Annotated in this window: 16 protein-coding genes, 1 tRNA gene and 2 pseudogenes; 10 read left to right on the top strand and 9 right to left on the bottom strand. The window is 62.5% G+C overall.

Translation table 11 applies throughout. The annotated features are described in order from the left end of the window. Nucleotides 1-245: pseudogene (locus tag ACR80S_RS12145) on the top strand (hypothetical protein); the annotation flags it as partial. 160 nt (nt 246-405) lie between these two features. Here the strand turns inward: ACR80S_RS12145 and ACR80S_RS12140 are convergent. Together ACR80S_RS12140 and ACR80S_RS12135 are read right to left on the bottom strand one after the other, a co-directional pair. Beyond that, the gene (locus ACR80S_RS12140; protein ID WP_435399604.1) at nt 406-1161 is read right to left on the bottom strand and encodes a hypothetical protein; all 756 of its coding nucleotides are present in this window, start codon (nt 1159-1161) and stop codon (nt 406-408) included. A gap of 8 nt (nt 1162-1169) precedes the next feature. Then, nucleotides 1170-2660 carry a metal-dependent hydrolase family protein gene (locus ACR80S_RS12135; RefSeq protein ID WP_435403293.1) on the bottom strand — a complete coding sequence of 497 codons (1491 nt, stop codon included), beginning with the start codon at nt 2658-2660 and terminating at the stop codon, nt 1170-1172. Nucleotides 2661-2927: 267 nt separating this feature from the next. Here ACR80S_RS12135 and ACR80S_RS12130 point away from each other — a divergent pair, with 267 nt between their 5' ends. Beyond that, nucleotides 2928-3806: a DUF7281 domain-containing protein gene (locus tag ACR80S_RS12130; RefSeq protein ID WP_435403292.1), complete on the top strand. Its 879-nt coding sequence runs from the start codon at nt 2928-2930 to the stop codon at nt 3804-3806. Between the two features lie 118 nt (nt 3807-3924). On the opposite strand, the gene ACR80S_RS12125 is transcribed toward ACR80S_RS12130, so the two are convergent. Beyond that, nucleotides 3925-4536 (bottom strand): superoxide dismutase, encoded by a 612-nt coding sequence (locus ACR80S_RS12125; RefSeq protein ID WP_435403291.1) that lies wholly within the window; start codon nt 4534-4536, stop codon nt 3925-3927. A gap of 270 nt (nt 4537-4806) precedes the next feature. On the opposite strand from ACR80S_RS12125, the gene ACR80S_RS12120 reads away from it, so the two are divergent. From ACR80S_RS12120 to ACR80S_RS12110, 3 genes and pseudogenes are all read left to right on the top strand, one after another. Next, nucleotides 4807-6228 carry a DNA recombination protein RmuC gene (locus tag ACR80S_RS12120; protein WP_435403290.1) on the top strand — a complete coding sequence of 474 codons (1422 nt, stop codon included), beginning with the start codon at nt 4807-4809 and terminating at the stop codon, nt 6226-6228. Nucleotides 6229-6384: 156 nt separating this feature from the next. After that, nucleotides 6385-6821, top strand: a pseudogene (locus tag ACR80S_RS12115) (plasmid pRiA4b ORF-3 family protein). After that, a complete protein-coding gene (locus ACR80S_RS12110) occupies nt 6779-7030 on the top strand; it encodes a hypothetical protein (protein ID WP_435399609.1) in 252 nt (83 codons plus the stop codon). The pseudogene ACR80S_RS12115 and the gene ACR80S_RS12110 overlap by 43 nt, the downstream one beginning before the upstream one ends. 126 nt (nt 7031-7156) lie before the next feature. Here the strand turns inward: ACR80S_RS12110 and ACR80S_RS12105 are convergent, their stop codons facing one another. Both ACR80S_RS12105 and mntA read right to left on the bottom strand, forming a co-directional pair. Further along, the gene (locus ACR80S_RS12105) at nt 7157-7330 is read right to left on the bottom strand and encodes a HepT-like ribonuclease domain-containing protein (RefSeq protein WP_435403295.1); all 174 of its coding nucleotides are present in this window, start codon (nt 7328-7330) and stop codon (nt 7157-7159) included. 72 nt (nt 7331-7402) lie between these two features. Next, nucleotides 7403-7804: a type VII toxin-antitoxin system MntA family adenylyltransferase antitoxin gene (gene mntA, locus ACR80S_RS12100; RefSeq protein ID WP_435403289.1), complete on the bottom strand. Its 402-nt coding sequence runs from the start codon at nt 7802-7804 to the stop codon at nt 7403-7405. 135 nt (nt 7805-7939) lie between these two features. Here mntA and ACR80S_RS12095 point away from each other — a divergent pair, with 135 nt between their 5' ends. From ACR80S_RS12095 to ACR80S_RS12085, 3 genes are all read left to right on the top strand, one after another. Then, complete coding sequence (locus tag ACR80S_RS12095) at nt 7940-11467, top strand: DEAD/DEAH box helicase (RefSeq protein ID WP_435403288.1); 3528 nt, start codon at nt 7940-7942, stop codon at nt 11465-11467. A 135-nt stretch (nt 11468-11602) separates the two neighbouring features. After that, nucleotides 11603-12838: a DUF4236 domain-containing protein gene (locus ACR80S_RS12090; protein ID WP_435403287.1), complete on the top strand. Its 1236-nt coding sequence runs from the start codon at nt 11603-11605 to the stop codon at nt 12836-12838. A gap of 111 nt (nt 12839-12949) precedes the next feature. Beyond that, a complete protein-coding gene (locus ACR80S_RS12085) occupies nt 12950-13414 on the top strand; it encodes a hypothetical protein (RefSeq protein WP_435399613.1) in 465 nt (154 codons plus the stop codon). Between the two features lie 64 nt (nt 13415-13478). Here ACR80S_RS12085 and ACR80S_RS12080 read toward each other — a convergent pair whose 3' ends face one another. Together ACR80S_RS12080 and ACR80S_RS12075 are read right to left on the bottom strand one after the other, a co-directional pair. Beyond that, nucleotides 13479-13685 (bottom strand): type 2 periplasmic-binding domain-containing protein, encoded by a 207-nt coding sequence (locus ACR80S_RS12080; protein ID WP_435399614.1) that lies wholly within the window; start codon nt 13683-13685, stop codon nt 13479-13481. A gap of 491 nt (nt 13686-14176) precedes the next feature. Then, entirely contained in the window at nt 14177-14944 is a 768-nt protein-coding gene (locus ACR80S_RS12075; protein ID WP_435399615.1) for a Crp/Fnr family transcriptional regulator, read from the bottom strand. A gap of 1492 nt (nt 14945-16436) precedes the next feature. On the opposite strand from ACR80S_RS12075, the gene ACR80S_RS12070 reads away from it, so the two are divergent. After that, nucleotides 16437-17192, top strand: a complete 756-nt coding sequence (locus tag ACR80S_RS12070; protein WP_435399616.1) for a Crp/Fnr family transcriptional regulator — start codon at nt 16437-16439, stop codon at nt 17190-17192. 199 nt (nt 17193-17391) lie between these two features. On the opposite strand, the gene ACR80S_RS12065 is transcribed toward ACR80S_RS12070, so the two are convergent. Further along, complete coding sequence (locus ACR80S_RS12065) at nt 17392-18405, bottom strand: extracellular catalytic domain type 1 short-chain-length polyhydroxyalkanoate depolymerase (protein ID WP_435399617.1); 1014 nt, start codon at nt 18403-18405, stop codon at nt 17392-17394. A 484-nt stretch (nt 18406-18889) separates the two neighbouring features. Beyond that, nucleotides 18890-18966: transfer RNA gene (locus tag ACR80S_RS12060), tRNA-Pro, on the bottom strand. Between the two features lie 211 nt (nt 18967-19177). On the opposite strand from ACR80S_RS12060, the gene ACR80S_RS12055 reads away from it, so the two are divergent. Continuing rightward, entirely contained in the window at nt 19178-20806 is a 1629-nt protein-coding gene (locus tag ACR80S_RS12055) for a BCCT family transporter (protein WP_435399618.1), read from the top strand. The last annotated feature ends 85 nt before the right edge of the window (nt 20807-20891 follow it).

Here is a 20891-nt window from a genome sequence, read left to right as displayed (position 1 = left end):
GCTTGCGTCGAGGTCAGTTCGTTCATGGCGTCCTCCTATGCATCAGAGGACACCAGTCTGCCCGACGCTACTCAGCTCCAGAAGATGGGGTTCGTGGAGCGCTTACGCTGTTCCAGGTGATCGCCGAGCACCAGGGCCTGCCCCGTGGCGAACAGCGCGCCTTCTGGCTGCACCAGCAGGAGACCCAGGCCAGTCCCTTCAACCACCTGCGGCTGATCCACGACGTCATCCTCCAACTTTCGTAGGCGTCCTGTGGCAGCCTGGATGTCACCCAGGCAGTTATCACCGGTGGGAGCCACGCTCTGCGCTCTGATCAGATCGACCAGAAGAGTCTGATAACGAGCTGAGGTGTCGGCAATTCGGCCCGGCCGCATGATGCGACATGGCAAAGGCAGGCGCTTCGCGTCAGAAACGCCAGGTGGCCCCCAGCAGCGGGCCGCTCATCGACACGTCAATGCGAGTCCCTGCCTCGTCGCGATCCACTGCCAGGTGGCGATACCCCGCCGACAGCGTGAAGGCGTCGCTCACCTGATAGTTGGCGGTGGCTACCAGCTGCCAGGTATTGTCGGCGCCGACGCCGAAGCCTCCGATATCGGCGTGAACAATCGTGGTCCACTCCGGGGTCCACGCCGAACGCAGCCGCGCGGCCAGGATCGGGTCGACCCAGCGCTCGGTTTTGCTGGCATCGAGACCCAGGGCCGGCACGGCCACTTCCGCCTCGATCCGCCAGGCCCGCGCGCCTGCCAGCAGGTCCAGGCGATGGTCTTGCTGACTGACCACCTGATAGCCCGCCGCCGCCGTGAGGGAGCGCTGTCGCAGCTTGCCCTCGGCGACGACCCCGGGTACCAGTGCACTCTCGTGACTGAGCGAGGCCCAGGTCAGGTCACCGAACAGCACCCAGCGGTCACGTCGGGCGCTGCCGGTCAGGAAGAAAGCGCTTTCCAGGTCATCTAGGACATCGCTGAAACTACTTGAGGTGCTGACCGTGGGGGCTCCTGCCAGAGGCCGGACATCGCCCGATAGGCCAGCCAACCAGACATAGGGAGTGAGCTGGAAGCGCCATGCCTCCTGGGTGGCGCCAACGTCGGCCGCCAGGCTCGGCGTCGCAAGCCCCAGGCTCAGGGTCAAGCCCAGGGCGAGCGGGAGTTGTCTGGTCCTCATGGGTATGCTCACAGGCTGTCCTTGTGGAGGCGGCCGCCCTTCATGATCAGGCGCAGGTGGCGCTCCGGATCGGCCAGGAAATCGAGATTCTGGCTGGGGTCGCCGTCAACCACCAGCAGGTCCGCCAGGGCACCGGGCTCGATACGCCCCAGCGTGCCGGGATAGGGATTACGCGGGCCTGATAATGAAAGCAGTTCAGCATTGCGGCCGGTGGCCATGGCCAGCACCGTTAGCGGGTCGTAGAAGCGGGTCAACTTGGCCAGGTGGCGCAGCTGGTTCGGGGTATTCTGGGGGTTGAAGAGAATGTCGGTACCCCAGGCCGTCTTGACGTCGAAACGCTGCGCCATCTCGTAGGCGCGCACCGTGCCCTCGGCCACCTGTCGCTGGGCCTCGCGGCGCGCCGCATCGGGATAGACGTTTGAATCCTCGTCCTGCAGGAAGGGCTGCAGGCTCCACCAGGCACCCTCTCCGGCCATCATCCTCACGCTTTCCTCATCGGCCAGCTGGCCGTGCTCGATGGAGCGGACTCCCGCTCGCAGGGCGCGCTGGATACCCCGCGGCGTATAGACGTGCACCATCGCGTAGGTGCCCCAGTCCTCAGCGGCCTCGACCGCGGCGCGCAGCTCGCGCTCGGTAAACTGGGTGCTGTCCAGGGGGTCATAGGTGGAGGCCACCCCGCCGCCGGCCATAAGCTTGATCTGAGTGGCGCCAAGCATCAGTTGCTCGCGGGTGCGCCTGAGTACCTCGGCTTCGCCATCGGCAATTGCCGCCACCCCCTGGCGCTCCTGTTCACTCAGCGGCGTGGTGGCTCCGCGAGGCACCTCGTGACGCAGGCGAAAATCACCGTGCCCGGAGGTCTGGGAGATCATCGCCCCGGCGGGAAAGATCCGCGGCCCGGCCACGATCCCCTCGTCGATGGCGCGCTTCAGCGCAAAGGCGGGCCCGCCCACGTCGCGCACCGAGGTTACCCCGCGCATCAGGGTGCGCTCCGCCTCGCTGGCCGCCAGCAGGTGCACATAGCCTGCATCGGCGGTCATCGCTGCCACCTGAGTGATGCCGGCCAGGGTGGTGTGCCAGTGGGCATCGATCAGCCCCGGCATCAGCACGCGGCCGCCGCAGTCGATCAGCTCCGCGCCCTCGGCTTCGGCATCGCCGGGCAGGATCGCCTGGATGCGGCCATCTTCCACCCGGATCGCCACGTTCTCGCGCAGCGGCGTACCGCTGCCGTCGAACAATCGCAGGTGGGTCAACAGCAGCGGTCCGTCCTGGCCCCGCGGCCGAGCGCCGATCGCCTCGGGAGCCCGCACGCCGGCAAACAGGGCCATGACGGCCGCCGTACCGCCCAGGAAGTGGCGTCGGCTGATCTCCGCCATCATGCGGTCATGGAAGCGTTGCAGCAGCGGCGAACCGCAGCAGCAGGCGCCTTGGGCATGGTTCAGTGACTGAAGGGAGTGCGCTGAGTGCGCGAGCTGGGGGGCAGGGTGATTGGCAGGCGGCATGGGCGAATCCTGTCGCGTGGGCAATTGAAGCTTGAGCACTGTCTTGAGAACCATCAAGCAAACGTCACAAGGCCTTGGTATGAAAAACACTCTTGCAAGTCTTTTGAATGCACTGGATTGTAACAACCTGAAATTAGCTCAGAATGCGAACCGGAGCCAACTCTTCCGAATTACATCCTGACCTCTCCGCGGTCGAGCTGACGCTTGATGAATAAGCGCCAGGTCGCGAATCTGCGCGAATGCCGTTCGAAGCACAGAGGAAAACCGATGCATCTCTCACCCCGCGCCCGCACCCTGCTCCGCGACGCTACCCGAATGCTGCGCACCCAGCGTGATGTGGAGAAGAAGCGCAGCAAGGTGGTGGATGAGATCGTCGCCTGGTGTGAGGCGCACGATATCGAGCTCGGCCCGCGGCTGACCCACGGCCGGCTGCGCCTCGATCGCGACCTGCTCACACGCATAGAAGAGACCCTGACCGCCCTGGGCGAACCCTCCATGGAGGCCGACTTGAGTGGCCTGACCAGCGCCGAGCAGGCTCGGCTCGGCAACCGTGAGCAGAAGAGCGTGCGCGAGAGCCCGCGGGAGCAGCGCGTATTGGCGAGTCTCTCCACCGGCGTTTCGCGCCCCGGCCTGGTAAGCCGCCCCCGCGACGTCCTTGACCTCGACTGGCGGGATATCTCCCTGGATGCCTTCGACACGCTGATCCAGGTCGAGAACCTCGACGGCTTCTACGCCTTCGACCCGGTGATACCGGCGCTGGCAGGCTGGCACCGCCCGCTGGTGCTCTACCGCGGCGATCGCCACTACGGTGGCGCCTTCGCCAGGGTGGCCGAGGCCTGGGCACGTACCGGCCGCGCGCACCTCTACTTTGGCGACTTCGATGCCGCCGGGCTTCACAATGCTCTGAGCAGCGCTGCGACCCATCTGCTGCTTCCGTCGCTCGCCTTTCTTGCCAGCCAAGCCAGTGGCGAGCAGCTCCCGGCGGAACAGTACCCCCTGCAGGCATCGCTGCGTGATCACGCCGACCGCCTGCCGGCAGAGCACCCGCTGGCCGGCCACTTCAGGCTGCTGCTCGGTGAACAGCGAGGCCTGCTGCAGCAGTGGTTCGGCCCCGTTGAGGCGCTGGAGCCAGTACCGCTGGTATAAGCCGCTGGCATAAGTCGCTGGCATAAACGACATCGCCGCACTCGAGGGCGCGGCGATGTGGTGGTCAGGCGGCATGGGCCGCCTGGTCGGTCAGGGCTGGCCGATCATGACTTAACCATCAGGCCATGGCGGCCTGGTAGCGACGCTCCACCTCGTCCCAGTCGATGACGTTGAAGAACTCGGCCACGTAGTCGGGGCGCTTGTTCTGGAATTTCAAGTAATAGGCGTGCTCCCACACGTCCAGGCCCAGCACCGGGGTGTTGCCGTTGGAGAGGGGGCTGTCCTGGTTCAGGGAGTTCTCCACGACCAGGGTCTTCTGCGGGGAGACGCAGAGCCACGCCCAGCCGCTGCCGAAGCGGCCCAGGGCGGCCTTGGTGAAGGCCTCTTTGAAGGCGTCGAAGCCGCCCAGCTCCTTGTCGATGGCCTGGGCAACCTGGCCCTTGGGCAAGCCGCCACCGTTGGACGACATCATCTGCCAGAACATGCTGTGGTTGGAGTGGCCGCCGCCGTTGTTGATTACGGCTTGGCGCTTGTCTGCCGGCACGCGATCCAGGTTGGCGAGCAGCTCGTCCACCGGCACCTCCTCGAGGCCGGTGCCCTCGAGGGCGGCATTCAGGTTGTTGACGTAGGTCTGGTGGTGACGGGAATGGTGGATCTCCATGGTCAGCGCATCGATATGGGGTTCCAGGGCATCGTAGGCATAGCTGATATCGGGCAGGGTATGCGGCATTGTCGCACCTCCTTGATCGGTGGTTGGGGAATTATCCTCAAGAACACCTGACAGCATGGCAGAGACACCGCTAAACGGCCAATAAGAATCATTATTGGCTTATATAGGCAAGGTTAATCGGTTAGGCTAAAAATGTTTTCACCACCAAGACCTGCCTCCCGGTTTTCCCCGCCCCGGGGAGATAAAGGTAGACTCGCAGTTTATTGAATATCAGCCTCTCGTCATTTTCGAGGCGCCTGCTGATCCAGAAGAGCACATCCGGAGCCCTGAATGCCCATCGATCTGGAACTCGCCCTCATCGTTCTGGTTGCTTTCCTGCTCGGTGCGGTGGGGGGCTTCGCCCTGCGGCAGGGCGGGCTGAGGGCCACCCGCCGCGCGCTGGAGTCTTCTCGCGCAGACCTTCACGCCCATCAGTTGGATGCCCGCGAGCAAACGGTGGCGCTGCAGGTGGCGGAGGGGGAGGTGGAGACCCAGCGGGAGGCCGTACAGGTCCAGGCGCGTGAAGTGGAGCGTTTCCGCGAGGCCTATTACGCGCTGAGGCAGACCCACGGTGAGCTGACCACCCGGTTGGAGGAGAAGGAAGCCAACTTCAGCCGCCAGTTGCAGTGGATGGAGGAGAGCAAGCAGCAACTCAAGGTGGAGTTCGAGAACCTGGCCAACGAGCTGCTGGAGAAGAAGGGCAAGGCCTTCTCGTCGCTCTCCGAGCGGAACCTGCTGGGCCTGCTCAAGCCCTTCCAGGAGGAGATGAAGGGCTTTCGCGAGAAGGTGGAGACCCTGCACACCCAGGAGACGGCGCAGCGGGCGAGCCTGACCACCGAACTCAAGCATCTGCAGCAGCTCAACCGCGACATCACCGACCAGGCGGCGCGCCTTACCGAGGCGCTCAAGGGGCAGAAGAAGGTGCAGGGCAACTGGGGCGAGCTGATGCTGGAGAACGTGCTCGACAGCGCCGGACTGCGCCCGGGCGAGGACTACCAGCGCGAGAGGAGCTTCAACACCGAGGAGGGCAAGCGCCGCCCGGATGCGCTGGTCTATCTGCCCCAGGGGCGCCATCTGGTGATCGACGCCAAGACCTCACTCGCCGCCTACCTGGAGTACGTCAACGCCGAGGATGAACTGACCCGCAAGCAGTCGCTGGCGTCTCACGCCCAGGCGGTGGGCGCGCGCATCGAGGAGCTGGCCGACAAGCACTACTACGACCTGCCAGGGCTCAACTCCCCGGAGGTGGTGATCATGTTCATCCCGGTGGAGTCGGCCTATATCGAGGCGCTACGCCACGACAGCACCCTCTACCAGCGCGCCATCGAGCGCAACGTGCTGGTGGCCACGCCCACCACGCTCCTCACCAGCCTGAATATCGTCAGCCAGCTTTGGCGTTTCGAGAACCAGAGCCGCCACAGCGCCGAACTGGCGAGGAAGGCGGAGCGCTTCTACCACAAGCTGGGCTCCTTCCTTGAAAGCATGCAGGACGTGGGCAGGAAGCTCGACGGCGCCCGGGTCAGCTACGACAGGGCGCTCGGGCAGCTGGTCAACGGCAAGGGCAACCTGATCAAGCAGGCCAGCGAGTTCCAGGAACTGGGGGTGGCGGTGAAGAGGGAGCTGCCCGCCGAGATCGTCGAGCGCGCCAGGCTGGAGGTGGGCACGCCGGTGGCGAAAGCCATTGACGAGCGGGCGGATCATGAGGAGCGCTGAGGGTAGATCGTGTCTCGAAGTGTCTGGCCCCGAGATGGTAGATTAATCCTCAATTTCGCAAGATCCGCTTCCAATCCTTCGACGCCGAGTCCTTCCATGCCCGACATCCGCCTTCGTATCGAATTGATCGACACCGACCCGCTGGTCTAGCGCCGTGTGGTGGTGCCGGAGCAGATCAACCTGCATCGCCTCCATGAGCTCATCCAGGAGGTGATGGGCTGGGACGACTGTCATCTCTACGAATTCGAGTGCAACGGCCGTTACTATGGCGAACCGGACGAATGGAGTGATCGGCCTGTCGTCATGTCGCGCAACGCCAAACCGAAGGCGATCGCCTCCCGGGCCAAGGACAACGCCTTCCACTACCTCTACGCATCGGCGACGGCTGGGAGCGCCGCATCGTGGTGGAGGCGACCGGCCTTGCCGAGACTAACCCCTGCCCGCGGCTGATCGACGGCGCCATGGCCTGTCCCCCGGAGGATATCGGCGTTATTCCGGGCTATGAGGCTTCAAGGCCGCCGCCTCCAGAAAGGGCGACGAGCACGGCCAGATGCTGCTGGAGGCCATCGGTGGTGAGTTCGACCCCGCGGTAATGGATGAAGAGGAGGTCGCCTTCCTGCTGGAGCCGTTCCAGGCGAGCTTTCGCCGCACCGACCCCGAGGCGAAGCCGCGTCGGGGCTTGCCGCCCGGGCTGGCCAGCCGCCTGGATATGGAGAGCTCACTCAAGGCCCAGGGCATCAACAGCATCGAGGAGCTGATGCAAGCGCTGCAGGTCGAGCTCGGCAGGGGGCGGCAGAGGTGACCTTTTCCGACATTAGGGCGCTCAATCTCGATATGTCGCTTGTCCTCGAGCGGGTCAAGGCGCGTCGCTATCACTTCATTCTTGATTACTTGATGGCAGACCTGCCGGCCACATAGTCAAGACGGCCTATTCGCTGGCTGCCTGCAACTGTCTCTCGGCAAAATCCAGCAGCCGCTGGTAATCACACCGCCTGATGATGTCCTTGTTGATCGCGGCGTCCAGGTTCAGGTAGTCGTGCACCAGGGCGTTGAGCAGGCCAATCACCTTGTGCCAGGGAGTGCCGCTGCTGTCATGTCCCAGGCTCTGCAGCTTGGAAGATGCTCGCGCATGGCGTCGATGTATTCGGTTTCCATGGGCTGTCGACTCATCGGTTCAGGCGAAATGTCGCTGATGATACAGGTGGTCGAGTTCCCACATCGAGGTGATGCGATTCTCTTCTCGAATGACCCGCAGGCGGTCGTTGGCGTGAAGCAGCTGGCCGGTACGGATGATGGCATGTGCCAATGGGAGGGGGGCCAGGTTGATATCTACGATAGAGAGCTCGGCATCCTCCATTCCCAGCGTGTCCTGCCAGGTCTGTACCAGCAATTCAGGGCGCAGGCGTCTTTCCAGCGGGTCTTTCTCAAAGGTGCGAAACGCTACGGCGAGGTCAAAGTCGCTCCCTGCCGTGGCGGTGCCCTTGGCACGCGAGCCGTAAAGCCACAGCGCGGCGATCTCATCATCGTGGGACGCTAACTTCGCGAGTGCTGGACGTACGTCGGTCTCATTGGGCATGCGGGCTCTCTTTTCACGCGACGGCAGGTGGCGTGGACAGTCTAGCATTCACCCGGACAGCACTGTCCTTCGGTTGCGCATGGGCGCCAGGTTCTGTCCAATAGCTGCGTCTTAACGCTTGCTCGAGGAGCCTCCGTGACGGCACATCCTTCCGATGATCCTGCTTTTGACCTGTTTCTCGCCCTGCTCGAGATCGATTGGCCAACCCAGTTCGATGAAGGCACGCTGGAGCGTGGGTTTCGCTATGCGCGGCGGGGCGTTGTTCAGGGTGGCATCAGCCTGGAGGTTGGCGATCACAGCCTGGGTATCACGGCACGTATCCGCGGCAACCAGAAGCATCCCTATGTAACGCGGGCGCGTCTCCTGACCGATGGGCTCGAGCAGAGCCTGTTTACCCTGTGCACCTGCCCGGTCAGCGTGCGCTGTAAACATGCGGTGGCGCTGATCGAGACCTTCCTCGATGAGGTGAGTGGGGAGCAGGAGCCCAGCGTGGATGCCCTGTCGGCTCGGCAAGACGTGCCCGACCCGGGCCCGGTGCCGGCACTGTCGGATGCGAAGAAGCAGCAGCTGACTCGCGCCTGGGAGGCCTGGATCGACACCCTGGAGGCGCCCGCGGGCACTGTCTCTGGCGCCGAGCGCGTCGGCGAGGAATACCGCCTGGGGGTGTTCCTGAGCCAGCCTGCCTACACCCGAGACCCGGTACTGCGGGTGATCCCGGTATGGCTGCGCCCATCGCGGCAGAGCAAGCGCCACAGCGGATGGGTGTCGCCCGAGGTGATCGAGGTGCGTCCTTCCGGCCTGGTGCCGGCACCCCGGAAAGGCTGGGTCGAGGCGCAGGAAGAGGCCGTGACGCTGCTGCTGCATGGCGATCAGGAAGCTAGCTGGACGTCCAGTCAGACGCGGCGCTGGACGCTGGTGGGCCAGCCCTTCCAGGCCCGGGCGCTGTGGGCGCTGCTGGAGAGCGACGAGCCACCGTTACTGTTTCATGAAAAGCAGACAGGCCCGCAGCTCGAATTGGGCCCCGAGGGGGCGTTGACGCCGAACTGGCAGGCCGACGCCGAAGGAGTGCAGTCCCTGCGCGCCGAGACGCTGCCGGCGGGTCTGCTGTCGGACACTGCCTTTCTGCTGCGTGCCGGTCGGGAGCTCTGCTATCTGGATCCCGAGCGTGGCACCTTCGGACGCCTGGCAGGCAGCCCCGAACTGCTCAAGCAGATACAGCATGCGCCGCCGGTTCCCCCCGAGATGAGTGAGTGGCTGGGGGAGCGCCTGAGCCAGTCCCGGGCCCTTGCCGAGGGGCTTCCCGCTCCGCGGCGGGTGGAGGAGCGCACGCTGGATGACGTCGCGCCCAAGCTCAAGGTCACCCTGCGCGTGGCCGAGGGACAACTCGGCTTTCGCGATGGGGCGCCATTGCCGCGCTGGATCCAGGTCGGCGCCGGGGTGGTGAGCTTCGACTACGACGGCATCGACGTGCCGCCCGAAGAGGGTGCCACGGCCAAGGGTTTTCGCGACGGCCAGCGCCTGACGATCACGCGTGATCACCTGGCGGAGCTGGCCCTGGTGCGCAGCCTGCCGTCGGGCATGGTGACTCTGGAGCGGCTGCGCGAGCTTGGCACCGTGCCGGCACACCTCGCGCTGCCGACCTGGTCGCTGCTGCTGCCCACCGGTGATCGGCCACCGGCGAGCGCCGCGGAGTGGTCGACCCACCTGGCCGGCCCCGACGGCTGGTGGGAGATGATCGCCCGGCTGCGTGAGGCGGGCTGCCTGGTGGTGTTTGGCGATGAGTTCCCCGAAGAGCCGATCACTCTCGAGCCCGATGCGTGGTATGGCGAACTCGAACCGGCGGGCAACGGCTGGTTCGATCTGGCGCTGGATATCGAAGTGGAGGGCGAGCGCCTCAACCTGCTGCCGATCCTGCGCCAGCTACTCAAGCATCCCGACTTCCCGCTGGAACCCGGCGAGGCCGAAGCGGAAGACGCCAGCTGGACGCTTTCGCTCGAGGGCAATCGCCGTCTGGTGCTGCCGCTCTCTCGTTTGCGTGCATTGATGACCCCGATTCTCGATTGGTTGAACGACGACAACGACCCCGAAGCGTCGCTCAAGCTGCCGGTTAGCGCCGCCGAGCGGGTGGCGCCCTTGGCCGAGCATCAGCGCTGGGCGGGCCGCGAGAATGTGGCCGCGCTGTCGGCGCGTCTCAAGGCGTTGCCGTCCAGCCTGCCGGCCCCGCCAGGGTTCGTGGGGGTACTGCGCGACTACCAGTCTCGCGGCCTGGCATGGATGCGCTTTCTCTCCGAGCTCGACACCGGCGGCATCCTCGCCGACGACATGGGCCTGGGCAAGACGGTGCAGGTGTTGGCCCATGTGCTCGATGAACGCGCCCGCGGTGCCCTGGTAGGCCCCACGTTGGTGGTGGCGCCGACCAGCCTGGTGGGCAACTGGTGCGACGAGGCGGCCCGCTTCGCCCCTGAGCTTGCCGTGGTGGCGCTGCAGGGTGGCAAGGCGCAGCGGCAGCGTCAGTTCGACGAGGCGCTGCTCGCCGCCGATCTGGTGGTGACCACCTACCCGTTGCTGATCCGAGACCTGAAGGCCCTTCGCGAGATCGAGTTTGGCCTGCTGGTGCTCGACGAGGCCCAGGCGATCAAGAACGCCGCCAGCCATACGGCGCGGGCGGTGCGCGAACTCAACGTCAGGCGTGCCCTGGCCATGACCGGCACGCCGCTGGAGAATCACCTGGGCGAGCTATGGGCGCAGCTGGACGCGGTGGCGCCGGGGGCGCTGGGTAGCCAGCAGTGGTTTGGCCAGCGTTTCCGCACACCCATCGAGAAAGAGGGCGACGTGGTGCAGCGCGAGCGCCTTTCGCGGCGCATCGCGCCCTTGATGCTGCGGCGTACCAAGCAGCAGGTGCTTGCCGAGCTGCCCGAGAAGACCGAAAGCCGCCGCGAGATCACCCTGGCCGGCAGCCAACGCGAGCTCTACGAGAGCCTGCGTCTGGCGCAGCATCAGCGTGTGCAGCAGGCCGTGGCCGAGCGCGGCCTGGCCGGCTCCGGCATCGTCATGCTCGACGCGCTGCTCAAGCTTCGTCAGGTGTGCTGCGACCCGCGCCTGGTAAAACTCGACAGCGCGAGGAAGGTCAAGCGCTCGGCCAAGCTGGAGCAGCTGCGCGAGCTGCTGCCGCCCTTGATCGAGGAAGGGCGGCGCATCCTGGTGTTTTCCCAGTTCACTGCCATGCTGGCGTTGATCGGCCAGGCGCTGGAGAAGGATGGCATCCCCTACACCACACTGACCGGCGACACCCCCGGCAAGACCCGCACCCAGCGGGTGGCGCTGTTCCAGCAGGGTGAGATCCCGGTGTTTCTCATCAGCCTCAAGGCCGGCGGCACGGGCCTCAACCTGACCGCGGCGGATACGGTGATTCACTACGATCCCTGGTGGAACCCCGCGGTAGAGGCCCAGGCCACCGGCCGTGTCCATCGCATGGGTCAGCAGAACCCGGTGTTTGTCTACAAGCTGGTGTGTGCTGGCACCGTGGAAGAGCGCATCCATGATCTGCAGGCACGCAAGGCGGACCTGGCCGCCTCGATCCTCGAGGGCGGCAGTGAGCACAAGGGCGATGGCCCGCTCTTCGACGAGGAGGATCTGGCGCTGCTGTTCGCACCGGTCGGGTAGGACACCCGCTCCCCGGCATTGCCTCGTTGGCCCGTTGCGTTGGCCCGGTGACGTTGGCAACGACAGGTTTTCTTGGTGAAGTGCTGGGACAGGCCGCCAGGGCCGTTGTGATGGTGACAGGGGAAGGGAGTAGACATGGCCTTTCGTTTTCAGCGCCGTATTCGTCTGGCGCCCGGCGTGCGACTCAACCTCGGCAAGCGCGGGCTGGGGCTCTCGGTGGGCCCGCGAGGCGCCAGCCTGAGCATGGGGCCGAGCGGGGTACATGGCCATGCGGGTCTTCCCGGCACCGGGCTTGCTTATCGCAGCAAGCTAACCGGTAACGGCGGTGCCGGCAGGCAGGCCGAGGTGGGCGCGGGGGCGACTCCGTCAAGCAAGGCGGCGGCGCTGGAAACGCTGCTTGCCGAGGGTGGCAGCCTGCCGGTGCACCTGAAAGTGGGGCAGGGCGGCCAGATCAGCTACTTCCACGATGATGGGTCGCCCATGTACAGCGCTGAGGCACGGGTGCTGCGCCGCCATGCCGAGGAGTCCCTGCGCGACCAGCTGCGTGCCCACTGCGAGCGGCTCAATGCCGATCTCGACCGCCTGGGGCGGCTTCACGAGGAGACGCCGCCACCCGAATCGGGGGGCTATGTCACGCTAGATTTCGCCGAGCCGCCGCCGCCGCCGTTTCAGCCCCAGCCCTCCGATTGGCGTCATGCCCTGTGGTCGCCCGCCAGGCGTCGCCTCGACGAGGAGAATCGTCAGCGGCGCACTGAGTTCGACGAGCGTTACCGGGCCTGGGAGTGGCGAAAGGCGGAGCACGACGCGGCGGAATTCTCCCGCCACCTGCGCGAAAGCGAGGGGGTGTGGGACGATCCGGAGGCCATGGAGCTGACACTGCGCGAGCGCCTGGAGGAGATCGAGTGGCCCCGCGAGACGCTGATCGACTTTGACCTGGGTAGCGACGTGCGCACCATTGCCGTGGATATCGATCTGCCGTGCGAGGAGGAGATGCCGGATCGTTACTGGGGCATGCCACCCAAGCAGCTCAGGCTCACGCCGCGCAAACTCAGCGCCACCCGCCAGCGTGAACTCTACCGCGACCATGTCCACGGGATTGCCTTTCGGGTGTTGGGCGCGGTATTCGCTCGCTTGCCCGCCGTGGTGGAGGCCCGCGTTTCCGGCTACCGCCAGGTCACCGACCCGGCCACCGGCAGCCAGCGCGATCAGTACCTCTACAGCGTGAAGGTCACTCGCGAGCAGTGGGGCAGGATCCACTTCGACCGACTCGACGAGGTGGACCCGGTCGCCGCCATGGAGACCTTCACCCTGCGCCGCGACATGACAAAGACCGGCATCTTTCGTGATATCGAGCCCCTGAAACTGGTGTAAACGGCAGAAGCCGGTGGAGGTGTGCCAGGTCAAGGTAGCGAATCCAGGCTTCGGATATGCTGGGTTCACGCTGATCACTGGCGCTGACGCTGCTTGCCTGGAGGCCCCCCAATGAACATCCAACACCGCATTGACCGCCCGTATGAATCCGGCTGCATCGAGGTGTACGGCGACGAGTCCTATGAGTGGCGCATCCTGGATCACTCCGGCCATGTCGTGCGAGATAGCGCCGGCTATGGCAGCGGCTCCGGCGCCTACGCCTCACCGGAAGTCGCCCTGCGCGATGCCATCGCCTTTGATGCCGACGACAGCGTGGTGCCGATCTTCTTCCGCCACGGCGCCGATGCCGAGCTCGAGAACGCCGCCCAGGCCCACCTTACCGCCAATACCCTGCTCGCCATGGTTCTGGCCATCAAGAGCGCGGTCAGCCAGGCACAACTGGATAGCCGCCACGCCACCGACGATGAGGCGCAGGACTACCTGGCGGCGCGCATTGCCGTGATGGAGCGTATCACCCAGGAACTCGAGGAGGCCGCCGGACGGTTTCACGTGGCCAATCAAGCCTCGGCCGAGTGACGGTTGCCCCCGCCCTGATGAAGGGGGGGGGCATGAGTAGGTGAACTCTCCCCCAGAAAGTCGATCATCCCCCGCACCTTCGCGGGCGGGCGCCGGTCGGGGGGAAGGGGTCATGAAGCTCGCCCAGGTCAAGCGGGGGCTGATCGAGCCACAGCGCCACCAGCGCACCGCGCGCTAGGGCATCCCCCACGATGAAGGTCGGCTGATAGATCACTTCCTGACCATCCAGCGCCGCCGCCAGCAGCGCGTCGCCGATGTTGGCCTCTCCCACTTGCGACCAAAGGACCAGGTGCCGCGCCCCTGCAGGGGCGAGAGGGTATAGCTCAGGCAGTTGTGCCGGGAGAGGTCCTCCACACGCCTTGGCATACCGTGGCGAGCCAAGTAGGTGGCGGGATTCCTGAAGGGGGTGGCCGACTCGCTGCCCGAACGTCCCCGCGCGATCCTGATGGTCTCTGCCCACTGTTAGACGCCTGGTTTCAGCGTCACCGCCGCCGAGCAGCCCGAGCTGATCTATGACTACTACGGCTTTCCGGACCACATCGCCGTTATTGCTGGTCAACTCGCTTATCTCAGCTCCTCCATCACGCTGCAGCCACTGGAACAGCGGCTCGCGGCACTGCGCGCCAGTCTGTCAAGACGGTGTAGTAGGGCCTTTCGTCGATGTGTGATCCAGCGCATGGTGCCTCGGTTGTTCGAACACCCTCCTCGGACATTGTCGCCCATGCCCGGGAGGCGCTTGCCGATGTCATCGTGAGCCTGCTTCTATGATGCCCTGAGGGTAAGGGTAGCCGAGGCATCTGTCCCTATATACTGTGGGTGGGGACGATGTGACATCAGGCGGTCGTACTCCTTCTTGACAACCTGGTAACACTCGCAGGCTCGTCCTTCCAGGCCGGGTCTGTCCAGAATAATGATGCGTCCGCGATGGTAGGAAATCAGGCCGGCCTTCTGCAGCTTTCCGGCTGATGCGGTGACGCCTTCTCGACGCACCCCGAGCATGCTGGCGATCAGTTCCTGGGTCATGACCAACTCGTTGGTTGGCAAGCGATCCAGGCTCAGTAGCAGCCAGCGACACAACTTCTGATCCAGGCAATGATGCCGGTTGCATACCGCGATCTGCGCCATCTGGTTGATCAATGCCAGGGTGTAGCGCAGCAGCAGGTCCTGCAGGGGACCTGCACGATAGAATTCGGACTTAAGCAGCGGCCTCTTGAGGCGATAGGCGCTGCCGGCACTCTGCACGATGGCACGGCTCGTTGTGGTTTCGCCGCCCATGAACAGCGAGACGCCGATGACACCCTCGGCACCGACGACGCCAATTTCTGTCGAATCACCATCATCAACGATGCAGAGTAGCGATACGATGGCATCCGTCGGGAAATAGGCATAGCGCATGGTCTGTCCCGGCTCGGCCAGCGAATCCCCCAGCTTCAACTCGACAGGCTCGAGGAGAGGTGCCAGGCGTTTATATTCCTCCAACGGCAGGGCCGCCATAATGTGATTCTGACGAGGATCAGGATGTGGGGCCATATTGACAACACTCCTTTATTTAGCGGCCAAGCTCCTCGCGCGGGGCATTAGCGCCCTCACATACGCAGGAACCGAAGCACACTGTATTGTCTCTACGAAGCCCCTTCGAGAATCGACTGCGATCGATCCGAGGTCTCTGCAGCGGTGTTGTGCAGTGCCTCCACCTCTATCTCGATGTTGCTGCTGACACCAGGCTGGTAGTTAAGCTTGCGAGACCGACAAGAATCAGCATGATGTCGGTTACTAGTGTCTTGAGTCGCAAGTCGATTTCCATCTCATTCCGCTTTCTCGGGGCTAATGGTGTGTTAGGGCTGGCTCATCCCTGAGCCACTCCTCCTCACGAGTCTTGCTCCTTGGCTTGGCTCTTCCCTGAACCGCACGTCGTAACGAATCTCTTCCTACCATGGAAAAAGCAAAGTCCATGCCAAAATTTAAATAATCACTTTAAGAACAGGTGTAAATTAAAGAAGTTGAGTCTTTGGTTCATTATCTGAAGCGTCACTGCCGACAAAAATGTCGCCAAAAGGGGACGGTCCAGGGGCGGAAGGTAGGAAGCCCTTATTCTAGGGCGGGGGCTGGATGTCGTTTATTTGCGACAGTTAGGTATGCATTGATGGTTTCATGCGAGGGCGAACATTGCGCTCATGCGAAGGCATGAGCCAATTTTTTCGGGTTTAGTAGAAGTGCTCGAAGATCATGCGTTAGTCCAGATTCAACTTCTTGGCCATGTCGCAGTGGGTATTCATTAGGTGCATTGGTTTATATGAATTGGACCCCTTCACAGTTTTTTATGCTGCTGGGAACTCATCCATGATAGGCGACTATCGCCTCCATGTAAGAGTGTTGAATCCGCGCCCGTTCGCCCCAGAACTCCAGGACTTCGGCATCAAATGAATTCGTATAAATGTTTTCGAATAAATAATATTTAAAAGTCGTATTTTTCATTAAAATCCATCTGTTAGGTTACGTTATCATGTCTTTTTCGAAAACAGCAACGATCTGCTCAGGCAATTGCTAAGTTACTCTCACCTTTAGGATGAACGGTGCGGCACGCATTCACTGTGCGCTGGCGAACGCAGCGTTCTATAATCGGTAGAAATGCAGAAATTTGCTGGATGCTAAAAGTCATTCTCTAGGGGTATGTGATAAATTTAATGTTTTTAATTGGGTGTTCATTATGTATGGGGACGATTATTTATCTGACTGATACCGCGTCATTGTCGCTCGATGGGTAGACGCAAAATACAGCACGGTTTCAATGCCCATGGAGCTTCCCTTGGACCAACAAACTGTTGGAAGCGAGGAGGGGTTACCTTAATCACACCTGAAGACTGATACATCTAATTCTATAGTTGGGGATTTATTCATCAGGTCCCTAGCGTACATGGACATTGCGTGCTCCCGCGCTAGGATAATCAAAGTTTGCTTTTTTTCTTGCGCCTGCTTGGTGGCTTGTGCCCGACGCGGGCAACTTGTCTGCTATCAAGGAGTGATGTCAGTCGTGTCCACACCAGCAGATCCTCGTCAGAACTACTTACTGGCAGCCCTACCCTTGGGTGAATACCAGCGCTTGGCACCTCTCCTCCAGCCTGTCGAGTTGAAGTTGGGAGATACGCTGGCCGAGTCGGGAGAGAAGATGAAATATGGCTATTTCCTGACGGATGCCATCGTATCGCTACTCTGCGTCATAGACGATGGTGATTCGGCAGAAATCGCCGTTGTTGGTGCCGAAGGTGTCGTCGGGATTTCGCTTTTTATGGGAGGTGAATCTACAACGAGTCGTGCCATCGTCCAGAGTGCCGGCAATGCCTATCGCCTCAAGGGAACGGAGCTGAAGACTGAGTTCCATCGTGCGGGTGCCTTGCAGGACATTCTGCTGCGTTACACCCAGGCACTGATCGCACAGATGGCGCAGGCCGCGGTATGCATTCGGCATCACAGCGTGGATCTGCAACTGTGTCGCTGGTTGTTGCTTATCCATGATCGCTTGCAAGACAAGGAACTGGTCATGACCCAGGCGCTGATCGCCAACATGCTTGGTGTCCGTCGAGAAAGCGTAACCACTGCGGCCCACAAGTTGCAGAGTGCCGGACTGATTTCCTACCATCGTGGACACATCATTATTCTTGACAGACCCGGCCTGGAAGCGCGGGTCTGTGAGTGCTATCAGACCGTAACGAAGGAGTACGACCGCCTGTTGGGCTATCGCACCTTCCCCCCCGCTCGGGAAATAGGGGCTCGGGGGTAGGTGGGTCATTTGACGCTTACCTATATCAATCAGTACTGCGAGCTGGTGCTGGAGTAAGCCGCGTTACATGGTTCGCTGCCAATCCCTGCGGACCGAGGCTCAGGCCATGCAACTGGCCCGGCGCTATGTCGAGGTGTGGGCGGCAGGCGCTGATGCTGAGTCCGAGGCCCGCCGCCGCTCCAATACCGTCAGGCGGGCCTCATGTTGTACTCAACCCCCAGAAGTCAGCAATGTAGTGCGTGGAGGAGATATTTACCTCAAGCATGTAGTCCCCGATTGAGCCGTAACTGTTTTTACCCTGCGTTTTCAGCGGTGTTCCGTGGCCCATCCCCGTAATACTGTATTCTTCAATGAGTTCTCTACCCTCGGCATCACTCCAGACTCTTCTGGGATAGCCATCAACGCTATGCGTGCTAGATGGCCTTTGCTCAAGATCATGAAGCGCTCGCCACTGTCCGATGATCGCCTTGGCGTTCGAGGCGTCAACCGTTCGGTCACCGCTTCCGTGCCAGACTGACAGTGTTGGCCAAGGTCCTTCATGCGCCGAGGCATTCCGCAGCCGTGTTTCAAGCTGTTGCGCTGTCGTAGACCCGAGACCCTTCATTCTTAGCATGGCCTCCGGGAGTGTGTCGGCACTGCCGTACGGCAAGCCGGCAATGATGGCGCCGCCAGCAAAGATTTCCGGGTAGGTTGCAAGCATGACCGACGTCATGGCACCGCCAGCTGACAACCCTGTGATGAAGATACGCTGGCGGTCGATGCCATGGTCGCTGACCACTTGTTCAACCATATGCATAATGGAGAGTGGCTCGCCAGCGCCGCGATGACCGTCGTCAGGCTCGAACCAATTGAAACCGAGCGTGAAATTGTTTACGCGCTGCTGCTCGGGGAAAAGTAATGCGACACCATATAGATCGGCAATTTCAGACCAGCCGGCTCCCTTGTCGTATTCAGCTGCTGTCTGATCGCTACCATGCAACACGACAACGAGTGGTGCATCCGCGGGCAAATCTTCCGGTATATAGATCTTGGCATTCAAGGCGCCTGGATTTGACCCGAATTCGTTCAGGTCTGCCAGGCGGTCTTTCTCGCTGTTGCTTCCGCCCATATACAAGGCGCCCAAGTTTGACCCGAATTCCTTCAGGTCTGCCAGATGGTCATTCTGGCTGTTGCTTGCGCCCATATACATATTTGGATCCATAAGATTTTTCATCAACTCTCCTGACGCATGGTGCGACCGCCCCATTAATAGGCTGTTCCTGCACCACACTTTGAACACTATCTTACTCGACCGATGGGGACTCCTCTGTGCGTAAGCGAACATGAAGATTTTGACGCAATTAAGTCCTGCTGCCAGACAGAGCCTCAACGCGATAGTTTCACCTTTATTAGGCATCGCCATATGGTGGCGAAGTCAGCACCATAAAGTGCAAGAAAATGACTGGTGTAAAGAATGACTGGTGTAGAGATAGGGGCGCTGATTATCGTAACAGTGATGGTTTGACCAGCTTCGCCCGCTTGCCCATTAAATCACCCAGCCCTCCCCCTGACGGCGTCCCTTGAGGTGATCCGCGGCTGGTTGCCAGAATCTAGCTGCCGACTTCCTGACGCATGGAACCTAATTCGAACCTAGGGACCGCGAAACGAAAAACGGCCACTCCGCTGTTTAGCTAAGTGGCCGTTTTTACTATGTTTTTTGGTCGGAGCGACAGGATTCGAACCTGCGACCTTTGCAACCCCATTGCAACGCGCTACCAAGCTGCGCCACGCTCCGACTCTGTTTTCGGCTTTTTGGCCGTTTGGCCTGTCCCCCGAGAACGAGGCGTATACTAGCGCGTTCGCGGGGAAATAGAAAGCCCCTTTTGCACTTCCGTTTCAATCGCTTGGCGCGCCGGCCGCTGGGGTGTGCGCAGGCGATGCTCTATCATGGGGAGACTAACGGGCGGCGTTGCTCGCTCACTCCATGATATCGGCTCGGAGCGGACATGTACGGACAGGCGCAGCGCGGGCTGCTGAAGGGAATGAACCCACGCATCACCCTGGTCACGATCCTGGTGGTGACCGTGGCATTGATCTACGGTGCCTTCTTTACCGAGCGCCTCGCCACGGGGCTGGCCGTCGCCCGCGGGATGCTGGATCCTTTCCTCGAGTGGTACTACGTGCTGCTGGTGGCCTTCCTGCTGCTGTTCATGGTGTGGCTGGGCACGGGGCGCTTCAAGAACGTGCGCCTGGGCGGCGACTTCGAGCAGCCGGAGTTTACCTTCTTCTCCTGGGTCTCGATGCTGTTTGCCGCGGGCACTGGGGTGGGCATCCTGTTCTGGGCGGTGGCCCAGCCGATCCTGCAGTTCCAGGGCAACCCCTTCATCGGCGAGGGGATGACGCCGGATGCCGCCCGGGTCGCCATGCGCCTGACCTACTTTCACTGGGGGCTGAATGGCTGGGCGATCTTCTCCTTTGTGGCGCTGGTGCTGGCCTATTTCTGCTATCGCTGGAAGCTGCCATTGACCATCCGTTCCTGTCTGCAGCCGCTGTTCGGCAAGCGGGTAGAAGGGGGCCTGGGGGATGCGGTGGACGTGCTGGCGGTGTTCGGCACGGTATTCGGGATCGCCACTACCCTGGGGCTTGGCGTACAGCAGATGAACGCTGGCCTGGGCGCGCTGTTCGGGCTTCAGAGTTCAGTGTGGCTGCAGCTGACCGTCACGGCGGTGATCATGTCGGTGGCGACCATCTCGGTGGTGTCCGGAGTAAAGCGGGGCGTTCGCCTGCTCTCGGAGGCCAACTTCTGGCTGAGCATTGCGGTGGTAGTGTTCCTGCTGCTGTTCGGGCCGACCCAGTACCTGATCGCCATCACCGTGGAGTCCGCGGGCGACTACATCCAGAACCTGATGGGCATGACCTTTCACACCAATGCTACCCGGGATGACGGCTGGCAGGCCGAGTGGACGGTGTTCTTCTGGGGCTGGTGGCTGGCCTGGTCGCCCTTCGTGGGCATGTTCATCGCCCGGGTCTCGCGCGGTCGCACCTTTCGCGAGTTCGTAATGGGGGTGCTGCTGGTGCCCACGTTGATCACCGTCGTGTGGATCGGGCTATTCGGTGGCACGGCCCTCTACCACGAGCTGTTCGGGGTGGGCGGCATCGTGGCGGCGGTGGATCGGGACGTGGCCGCGGCGCTGTTCGCCACCATCGAGGCGATGCAGCTGGGCGTGGCCGGGCAGGTCCTGTCGCTGGCGCTGGTGGTGCTGATTGCTACCTACCTGATCACCTCGGCCAATGCGGGCACCCTGGTGATCAACACCATTCTCTCCGGGGGGGATCCGGAGCCGCCGACCTTTCATCGCATCCTGTGGGGAGCGGTGCTGGGCATGTTGACCGCGGTGCTGCTGATGGCCGGCGGCCTGGAGACCCTGCAGGCGGCGGTGATCATGGCGGCGCTGCCGTTCTCGGTGGTGATCATGTTGATGATCGCAGGGCTGCTCAAGGCGCTGCATCGTGAGCGCTATGCGGCGAGAACCGGTGACCGCGCCGAGGCGCCCCGCGAGCCCTGGGCCGACCTGGCCGATGCCGGCGTCGAGCCGGTGCCGGTGTCCGATGACGAGGTCCATAAGCCGCACTGAACGACTCTCGTCTACGAGCGGTAAGAAACGACAGAGCGACCGGGGGGGGGCGGCAGGGGCAGGCTCCCCAGATAGGAGAACAGGT

Origin of the sequence: Halomonas salsilacus (assembly GCF_051216275.1) — a bacterium.
In the GTDB taxonomy this organism is placed as follows: Bacteria; Pseudomonadota; Gammaproteobacteria; order Pseudomonadales; family Halomonadaceae; genus Halomonas.
This window is presented reverse-complemented; position numbering and strand designations above follow the sequence as displayed.